This window comes from Sphaerisporangium sp. NPDC088356 (genome assembly GCF_040685555.1).
Classification (GTDB): domain Bacteria; phylum Actinomycetota; class Actinomycetes; order Streptosporangiales; family Streptosporangiaceae; genus Sphaerisporangium.
In genome coordinates this window covers 1-9149 of the sequence record NZ_JBFBIK010000079.1, presented here as the reverse complement: position 1 = coordinate 9149, position 9149 = coordinate 1, and the positions used below count along the sequence as shown (strand labels likewise).

The 9149-nt window shown below is 66.6% G+C and carries 10 protein-coding genes; 4 read left to right on the top strand and 6 right to left on the bottom strand.

Annotated elements, in window-relative coordinates; all coding sequences use genetic code 11:
* Together AB0O34_RS25260 and AB0O34_RS25255 are read right to left on the bottom strand one after the other, a co-directional pair.
* Positions 1-691, bottom strand: a 691-nt coding sequence (locus AB0O34_RS25260; protein ID WP_363919288.1) for a hypothetical protein, incomplete at its 3' end; no start/stop codon positions are given.
* 112 nt (positions 692-803) lie between these two features.
* Entirely contained in the window at positions 804-1229 is a 426-nt protein-coding gene (locus AB0O34_RS25255; RefSeq protein WP_363919286.1) for an RICIN domain-containing protein, read from the bottom strand.
* 553 nt (positions 1230-1782) lie between these two features.
* On the opposite strand from AB0O34_RS25255, the gene AB0O34_RS25250 reads away from it, so the two are divergent.
* On the top strand, positions 1783-2187 hold the full coding sequence (locus AB0O34_RS25250; RefSeq protein ID WP_363919284.1) for a hypothetical protein: 405 nt from the start codon (positions 1783-1785) through the stop codon (positions 2185-2187).
* On the opposite strand, the gene AB0O34_RS25245 is transcribed toward AB0O34_RS25250, so the two are convergent.
* On the bottom strand, positions 2184-2390 hold the full coding sequence (locus tag AB0O34_RS25245; protein ID WP_363919282.1) for a DUF397 domain-containing protein: 207 nt from the start codon (positions 2388-2390) through the stop codon (positions 2184-2186). The genes AB0O34_RS25250 and AB0O34_RS25245 overlap by 4 nt on opposite strands.
* Positions 2381-2971, bottom strand: a complete 591-nt coding sequence (locus tag AB0O34_RS25240) for a helix-turn-helix transcriptional regulator (RefSeq protein WP_363919280.1) — start codon at positions 2969-2971, stop codon at positions 2381-2383. Before AB0O34_RS25240 ends, AB0O34_RS25245 begins: the two co-directional genes overlap by 10 nt.
* 402 nt (positions 2972-3373) lie before the next feature.
* Here AB0O34_RS25240 and AB0O34_RS25235 point away from each other — a divergent pair, with 402 nt between their 5' ends.
* Entirely contained in the window at positions 3374-4906 is a 1533-nt protein-coding gene (locus AB0O34_RS25235; RefSeq protein WP_363919278.1) for an ATP-binding protein, read from the top strand.
* A gap of 50 nt (positions 4907-4956) precedes the next feature.
* Entirely contained in the window at positions 4957-5457 is a 501-nt protein-coding gene (locus AB0O34_RS25230; RefSeq protein WP_363919276.1) for an RNaseH domain-containing protein, read from the top strand.
* A 179-nt stretch (positions 5458-5636) separates the two neighbouring features.
* Here AB0O34_RS25230 and AB0O34_RS25225 read toward each other — a convergent pair whose 3' ends face one another.
* The gene (locus AB0O34_RS25225; RefSeq protein WP_363919274.1) at positions 5637-6212 is read right to left on the bottom strand and encodes a hypothetical protein; all 576 of its coding nucleotides are present in this window, start codon (positions 6210-6212) and stop codon (positions 5637-5639) included.
* 593 nt (positions 6213-6805) lie between these two features.
* Positions 6806-6997 (bottom strand): hypothetical protein, encoded by a 192-nt coding sequence (locus tag AB0O34_RS25220; protein WP_363919272.1) that lies wholly within the window; start codon positions 6995-6997, stop codon positions 6806-6808.
* Positions 6998-7433: 436 nt separating this feature from the next.
* Here AB0O34_RS25220 and AB0O34_RS25215 point away from each other — a divergent pair, with 436 nt between their 5' ends.
* Entirely contained in the window at positions 7434-9107 is a 1674-nt protein-coding gene (locus tag AB0O34_RS25215) for an IclR family transcriptional regulator C-terminal domain-containing protein (protein WP_363919270.1), read from the top strand.
* The last annotated feature ends 42 nt before the right edge of the window (positions 9108-9149 follow it).

Here is a 9149-nt window from a genome sequence, read left to right as displayed (position 1 = left end):
TATCCGAGGGCGTCGGGTCTGGTGCGGTGTCCTCCTCCACCGTCAGGCTCACGATGGACGCCGGTCCGGAGGTGTTCTGGTGGATGACGAGCTCTGCCGTGTAGTCGGACACCGCGTCGGATCGAACGGCCCACACCCAGAAGGTGCACTCGTCTCCGGGAGGGATGGCTTCGCGGTCGCAGCCACGGCTGAACCTCCAGGCCTCGCGGCCGGCGCCCTCACGCTTGGTTGAGGTGAGTTTCAGCGTGGCGGTGCCGGTGCTCCTGATCGTGATCCGCTGCCGGCACTGCTCGCCGAAGCAAGACAGGTGCAGCGACTCCGGGCTCACCTCAACTCCGGCGTTCTTGTCGATCTTCGCCGTGCGAGGGCCGGGTTGCGGCTTGGGTGGTTTCTGGTCGAGCACGTTCTGAATAGTGGTGGAGTGATCCCCGGCGGAGGGTCCGTTGACGACCGCGGTGATGGGCTTCTCTGCAACGGTCTCCAGGCTGGTGGTCGACACGAAGGGGAAGACGAACGCCAGGATGGCCAGCAGCAGGTTGCCGGCCTCCATCAGTAACGCCGTGATCGCCATGACCACACCGGTGCCGGTGATTCCGAGCATCGCCGCGATATCCCCGAGTTGGGCCAGCAGGGAGGTGAGGATGAGCCCGATAACGGCCTCGACCAGTTCAGTACGGATCAACCGGCCCATGGCAGCCTCCTGGAGAAGTGACCACACCGATACTGAAGGCGCGTCGGCTCAGGCCGCCTTTTCGCCGGGAATGACCGCAGGTCGCCAACGGTCTGCGAGGTCTGCATGGTGATCACTTCGGCGTCCGCAGTCGCCACTGCTGGAAGACGCTGCCGTTACAGGTCTGCTGGATGATCGCGAGGCCGTTCCCCAAGCCCTTGGTCGAGCCCGACTGGTTGACCTCGATGCACTTTCCGCTGCGCCTGTTCACGTAGTGGAAGTAGCCGCCGCCGATGAAGGCCTTCTCCCACTGTTGCTGCTCGAGGCCGTGGCAGTGCCACTGCAGGAGCCTCGCGTTGTTCCCCTTGCCCTCCGTGCCACCCGCCTGGTTGACCTCCAGGCATAACCCGGTGTGTTTCACCGCGATCCGGTAGTAGCCGTTGCGGAGGTCGATCTCTCCCCACAGTTGGTTCGAAACACTCGCGCACCTCCGCTGCAGAACGAATGCCCCCGGAGCGGTCGACTGGCTCGCCACTCGAAGCGGACGGCTGGAAACCACGGCAACGTGTTCTTTCGCGGCGAGCAACGCATGCTACCGCTTTATGAGGCGAAGATGGCGCACCACTTCGACCACCGCTGGAACCGATACCACGGCACAGGCAACACCGATTACGAAGCAGTTCCTGTTTTAGTGAAGCAGGATCCAGAGGGTGCCGCACTTCCGCGCTACTGGATCGCCGACAGCGGATTCATCCCGACACGCAGAAACAACAAGGACGTGGAGGTGCCAGGAGTCGCCATTCGCCTGCAAGAACTGCGCTGGGAACACGACTGGCTCCTCGGCTGGCGGCGCATTGGCCGCGCGACGGACGAGCGCACGGCCATTCCGGCGTTCATTCCCCGCGCCGCTGTCGGTAACACATACCCACTGATGCTGCCGAATGTTCCGGTAGCTCTCACCGCAGCCCTCACAGCCGCCCAGAGTTCGCTGGTCTTTGACTTCGTGGCCCGCCAGAACGGTGGCGCCGACATGGCGCTCATGATCTGGAAGCAACTTCCCGTCCCTGCACCCGAGACGCTCGAGCGACACACCGCTTTTCTGGTACCGCGTCTTGGAACTCGCCTTCACCTCCTATGGCATGGCAGGGCTAGCTCGAGATTTGGGAGGTCACGACAGCCCGTTCCCATGGAACGGGGGCCGCCGTGCCCAGATTCGCGCCGAACTAGACGCCTATTTCTTTCATCTTTACGGCATTGGTCGGCCAGATGTGGAATACATCCTTGACACCTTCCAGACCGATACTGGTGGGCTCAAGAACAATGAGATCGCCAAGTACGGCACCTACCGTACCAAGGACCTCGTGCTCGCCGAGTACGACCGTATGGCGCTCTGCGGCGTCAATCTCGACACACCGCTGATCGACGGCGAAAACTACACCTCCACGCTCAATCCAACGCCCGGCTATGGCCCTCGTCACCCTGCAAGAGGCGAGGCGGAGAACAAAGATGCGAGCTAGGCGAGGATGTCGAATACTCCGGCCTTCGCGCCGTCGATGAATGCCAGCCACTCACCAGGAGTGAAAAGCAGCTCGGGGCCATCCGGTTGCTTGCTATCGCGAACAGCGACCATCTTGGGAAGGTTCATCGCGACCTCCACGCACTGGCCGCCGTTATCAGAAGAACGCGATGACTTCCGCCACACGGCGGCACTCAGATCCATGCACGTCTCGCTTCCTCGTGCAGGTGGCCCAGTTGCTCACGCATCACTTCGGACCCACCGATTCTGCGGAACAGCACACCCTCATCGAGAAGCATCAGCAGCATGGGCGGCTCTTTGCGATCGAGGATGCGCTGCCGCCGCATGCGAGCTTCGACCCGCTCGTCCACCTCTTCTGGTGCGAGCTGTGGCCCGTGGCCGAAGATGTGACGCGCGTACGCCTCGGTCTGGAGTAGGCCCGGGACGAGGAGGGGATCCCACGAGCGCAGGACGAGGAGGCTGGGCTCGATCTCTTCGGCCCAGTTCCGGAACCAGGACGGGCTGCCCGGCTGGGCGACGATGCGCTCGTAGAGCCGTGCGAAGGAGACCCTCCCGGACGTGCCGAAGAGCAGGTCCAACCGCTCGGCGTCCGACCGCGACGGCGTACGGGTCGCCTTCTCCAGCCTGCTCACCTGCGTCTGCGTGCAGCCGAGCCGGGCCGCCACCGCGGCCTGAGACAGCTCCGCAGCCTCTCGAAGCCTCCGCATCTCCGTGCCGAAGCGCACGCGAGGAGAGTCCGGCTCGAGAAATGGCACAGCATCCATGGCATTTCCCCTCTTATTAGAGCCAAACGGCAACCCTCTCAGGGCCGGCGACTCCTTTAAACCACACCTGACCAGCAGCGGTCATTAGCCATATTGTCTTGACTGAGCGATCGCTCGCCCGCTGCGACAAATGGATGGCGGGGTCCATGCGGATGATGCCACTTCCATCAACGCGGCGGCGGTGAACGCATGAAAGAGCTTCCCACCTCGACACGACCGACCCGATATTTCCGAAAGCGCCACATATGGTCGGGCTCATAGAGTTCCCGGCGGCGGAAACAACTCGGTGTGGTTCCGGCTGTCCGGACGGGAGCGTCAGGGAGATGGCAGACTGCGACCATGCGGCCACCCCGAGCGAGGTATTTCAACACCACCGGTCCCTGCGATCCGCGGCTCCACTACATGCTTCCCCCCACCCCACGGCTTCCCGAGGCACGGACGCTCATCGAGATGGACCGCTATTTCGTGCTGCACGCCCCCCGGCAGACCGGGAAAACGACCATCCTGGACGCTCTGGCATCGGAGCTGACCGCCGAGGGCGACATCGCCGCCCTGTCGTTCTCCTGCGAGCGCGCCAAGTCGGCCGGCGACGATGTCGGCTGGGCGGAGTCGCTTCTGCTGGATTCCCTCCGCGAGGCCGCCGAGCTGTCAGGATGGCCAGAGGAGTTGCTGCCGCCGGATTCCCCACCGCAGGTCACCCCAGGCAGCCGGTTCGGTGCGGCGCTGCGTGAGTGGTGCCGCCGCTACCCGCGCAGGGTCGTACTGTTCCTCGACGAGATCGACGCCCTGCAGGGCAACAGCATGGTCAGCATCCTCAGCCAGCTCCGCGACGGGCACAACAAGCGATCGAAGGGCTATCCGTTCCCCGCATCAGTGGTGCTGTGCGGGTTGCGGGATCTACGCGACTACAAGGTCGCCTCCGGCGGCGACCCCGGCCGGTTCAGCCCGGCCAGCCCGTTCAACATCCTCGCTGACTCACTGCGTCTGGGCGATTTCACCGCCGACCAGATCGCCGAACTGTACGACCAGCACACCCAGGCAACCGGCCAGGAGTTCACCAAGGACGCGGTGGACCAGGTCTTCGAGCTGACCCAGGGACAACCCTGGCTGGTCAACGCCCTCGCCCATGAGATCACCTTCAAGATGAAGGTGACCGGCACCATCACCACCGGGCAGGTGGAGGACGCCAAGGAGCGGTTGATCCGGGCGCGCGCCACCCACCTGGACTCCCTGGCGGCCCGGCTGCACGAGCCCCGGGTCAAACGGGTGATGGAACCGATCGTGGCCGGCGGCCCCTACACCCACCGCAGCGCCTCCGACGACCTGGCCTACGCCCGCGATCTTGGCCTGATCACGCAGAAACCTCCGCCGCAGGTGGCCAACCCGATCTACCGGGAGGTCATCCTGCGCGTGCTGGGCGACCTGACGGAGCAGAACATCCACGCCGACCCGCACAGCTTCGTGCTCCCGGACGGCAGGTTCGACCTGCCACGCCTGCTGGAGGAGTTCGTCGTATTCTGGCGCGAGCACGGTGAAGTCCTCATCCAGCAGGAGGGGTACCACGAGGCCGCCTGCCAGATCATCCTCATGGCCTTCCTGCACCGCCTGGTCAACGGCGGCGGCTACCTCGACCGCGAGTACGCCGCCGGCACCAAACGCCTGGACGTCCTCGTCCGCTGGCCGTACAGCGGCCCCGACGGCGAACGGCTGATGCAACGCGAGGCCATGGAACTGAAGGTGTGGCGACCCGGCGCGGACGACCCGAAGCCCGAGGGCCTGGCCCAGCTCGACCGCTACCTCGACCGGCTGACCTTGCCCGCCGGCGTCCTGGTCATCTTCGACCGCCGCCCCGAAGCGTCGCCCTGGAAGGAACGCGGGGGCTTCGAGCAGGCGACCACCCCGTCCGGCCGCCAGGTCACCGTCCTGCGAGTGTGACGCTCCTCAATCGACGTCAATCCACACGCCGCCCTCAGCCAACGCGATCGGTGCCGCAGTACGACGGGACGAGCCGCGTCTTCTACAGCACCACCCCTAAGCCCGTCCAGTTCCAGACCTCGGCCGTCACGGCTGACAAGCTGGCCCCTCGCCGCGGCGGCGAGCACAAGGGCGATACCAGAATCGACACCAACATCCCAGGCTGGAATCCCGGGCTGGTGGAGATCGCCGTTCTCGGATGCCATCAGGACGACGGTGACGATCCGGAATCACTGGCGCTCGCCGTGCACCACCTGCGTCAGCCGCCGGACTACCCGCAGGCCCTCGCCCTGCCCCTGCCGCTGCATCTGGCGGGGCTTGGCCAGGAATACGTCCTGCCGACGCTCGCGGAAGAGGTCGAGGACGAGGCTTCCGCTGTCGAGGATCCGCAATCCATCGATGCCGAGGTGATCCCAGCGGGTGACGGCGCCCTGGACCCGGCCGTGGCAGCAGGACTCTTCACGGAACCGGATCCTGAGGAGGATCGGCAAGCGTCACTTCCTGACGTGTGAGGTACGAGCTGGAAGCCTGGTCATCGACGACTTACCTCAGCTGTTTCGCTCACCCGGCGAAGGATCCTTCGCCGGGTGAGTTCGTCCGTTACCACTCGCGTGGCTGGAGGGTCTCCGCTAGATCTTGGTCCGGTGCCTCACCGTCCCAAGAGACGGGCCACGGAATCAGTCGCCCCCTCCTACTCCTCCGATGCGGTCACCGTGGCCCTGAACCAATCGAGCACCGCAACGACCACGTCAAACACCGCGACGCTCGCCAGCTGACTGTTCTTGATGGAGGGATACAGCTCCAGCTTGGCGACGGGAATGTCCACGCCGGGTGCGTCGTTGAGCCGCTGCCGAAGCTCCTCTCGCAGCGCCGGATCGTTGAACGGCTTACGGTTGCGCAGCAGTCCGAAGGGGACCTCGGCGGTCTTGGCGTAAAAGCGAATGGCGTACAGGGCCTGTCCGCCTACCGTGATGATCGGCGCGCAGGAGGCGTTGGCGGAGGTGCCGTAATGGAGCTCGCCTCCCCCTGCGCGCCAATGCTCCAGCAGCCGCTGAACTGCGCCGGCTGCCCGCGGCCCACTCTGCTCGTTGAGCTGACGCAGGAAACGCTGTTCCAGTGCCGTCAACGCTTGCGGAGAAAGGGAGTCATCACCGGCAACCTCGGTCTCGGCCAGATCCGCGGCGATGGGCAAGCCGAGTAGCTCGGCGATGTCACGTACGCTGATGTGCTGGTCCGCGGACGCCCGTCCACGACGAATTCCGGCCACGGCAATACAAACAGCACTCCGTGACACTGAGCGACATCAACCGAGGATTCTCATAATCCGTCGGTCGCGGGTTCGAGTCCCACCCGCCCTACTCCCCCACCCCAGCCAACAGCGCCTGACCAGCCGTTACGACTCCCGGCTCACAGGCATCGACGCACTTGGCGTAGACCCGGAGCAGCACATCGACACTGTGCCCAGCCCGTTCGGCCACGTCCGGAGCGGAGACGCCCACGTTGAGCCAGAGCGAGACCACCGCGTGCCGCAGGTCGTACGCTGCCCGCCAACGTAAGTCACGGCGACGAGGAGTTCCCGCGCCTGAGCCGGATTGACCACCGGACGATCCACCTCCCCCGTGATCTTGGCGGGCTTCCAGTTCACCCGATCCAGCGGATTTGCCGAAAGATCCCCCAGTTCGGTCGCGTACTCCAGGGCGTGATGGAACACCGCCCGCTTGCGCCGGAACCTCGAGTCAGCCGCCCGCTTCCCGTCAAGCGGCGGCGCGGCGCGCCGCCGTACGCCCCGCGCCGGCGTCCCCGCGCCGCGCGTGCGGCCTGGGAAGGCAGGTGCGGCATTGGGCCAGTTGGCGGATAGGTCTACCAGATCCACAAACCGTGTTGACTACCCTTCGCAGCTTCTTCGGGGATCACGAGATGCGCGGCCTCTGGTCCGTTGCGGGAATCATCGTTCAGCGGGATGGCAAACCGGTGCTCACCGGAGTCGACCGCAAGAAACTTGTCGGGCACCAGCTCGTATGCGTCGATCACCTTGCCGATGTAGTAGCGCATGACGACAGGCGCATTTCCTTTCGGAAACTGCCAGCCCCGGCACCCGTACAGACCGAAAGGGTCTGTGAGCGCTCGTAGGATCACGCCATCACAATGCAACTCCACGTAGTCGCGCACAAACAGACCGCACTCACTTCGCGTCCCACGAGCAGCGCGAGCCCCTCATATTGCGAACGTTTTGTACCGGCCATGTGGCCATACTCGCATGGGGATGCGCAAGCGCCCCGGACGCCTGTCACAGAGACGACGCGCGCGAGGTGCGAACCCACGCACCCGTGGATGCCGAGGCCGAACGGAATTAAAAGATCGTTCATTTCGATTCGTCAAGACCTGGGTGCCGGGGGACGGCTGGAGGTGCCGGGGACGGCCCTGGGGGACGCTTGGGGATATGTTAGGCAAGCCGCTATAACCGCAGGTCAGCCCGAAGGAGGCCACGATGGCCTTGGAGCCCAGGTCCGGGACCGAGCGGAACAGCGTGCTGGGCAAGGTCTTCGCGATTTTGGACGTGTTCGGCCCGGAAGACACCGCCTTGCCCCTCGCCGAGATCTGCCGGCGGGCCGGCGTGGCCAAGCCGACGGCCCACCGTCTGCTCGCCGAGCTGCTGACGGCCCGGCTGGTGGAGCGGACCGACGACGGCTACCGCCTGGGCCGCAGGCTCTTCACCCTCGGCACCGCGGTTTCCAGCGTCCGGGCTCTACGCCTGGCGGCACTCCCCGCCATGCAGGACCTCGCCCGGCGATCCGGGAGTTCGGTGGAGCTCGGCGTCATGGAGCACGACGCCGTCCTGTGCGTGGACGCCGTCGACCGCGACGGCAGGTCGGTCCCCGCCCGGGCGGGCATCCATCTGCCCCTGCACACCACCGCCCTGGGCAAGGCGCTGCTGGCCTTCTGCGACCCCGACAGCCGGGAGGCCGCCCTGGGCGGCGCCCCGGGCACAACGCAGGCGGGCACGACGCAGGCAGGCACGGGGCGCTACCCCGTTAACCTCCGGCGGGAGCTGGACACCATCGCCATCGAGGGCGTGGCGCACGACGTCCAGGAGTCGGCCCTCGGCCTCGCGACCACCGCCGCGCCCATCCGGGACGAGCACGGCGTCGTCGTCGCGGCCCTCTCACTGGCCACGCAGGTCGGCAGGTTCCGCTCGGCGACCGCGACGGGGATGGTGGCCGCCGCCGAGGCCATCTCCGCGGCGCTGGCCGCGACCGGGCGGTCCACGCGGCCCGGGCGACCCACGAGCCCGGCCCGGCCCCGGGCGCTTCGGCGGCTCACCGTGGCCGCCATGCCGTACATCGACGTGGCGCCGCTGTGGGTGGCCGCCCAGGAGGGCATTTTCGCCCGCAACGGCATCCAGATCACGCTGACTCCCGTTACCGGGCCGGGCGTGACCCCCAGCCTGCTGGCCGGTATGGACGCCGACCTCGGTGTCACCACCGCGCCCGACCTGCTCAACGCCGTCGAGCACGGACTGGCGCTGCGCGCCGTCGCGGGACTGTCGGTCAACACGATCAACAACCCGCGCCTGTTCCTCGTCGCGGGCGGCGGATCAGGGATCACCCATCCCACCCAGCTGGTCGGCCGGCGGGTCGGGGTGTCCACCCGGCGGGGGTATCTTCAGGTCGGTTCGGAGGCCCTGCTCCGCCGGCTGGGCGCCGACCCCAACCGGGTCGAATGGGTGCCGCTGCACCCGTCCCGGATGCGGCGCGCACTGCGTGAGGGGGTGGTGGACGCGGTGGCCGCGCCGCTCCCCCTGCCGACCCTCCTGGAACGCGACGGGGGCTCGGTGGTGCTCAACCTGGCCGAGCTGGGCCCCTCCACGCTGGACGTGTTCGTGGCCGCACGCGCCGACTGGATCGCGGGGAACCACGAGGCGACCGATCGCTTCGCCCTCGCCATCCACGAGGCGACCGATCTGCTGCGGAAGGAACCGATGCGGGCCCTGCGGGTGCGCGAGCGGTTCGCCCGGCTTGCCCCCGAGGTCAGCGCGGAGATCAACGTCGGCACCTACATCGACGTGCCCCGGCCGGAGCAGCTCGACTTCTGGATCGACCTGATGGGCGCGAACCATCTCATCACCCAGCCGATCAGGGCGGAGAACCTGCTGGCCGTATGACGCGGCCCCCGGCACCCGCGGGGGGGCCGGGGGCCGCGGGAG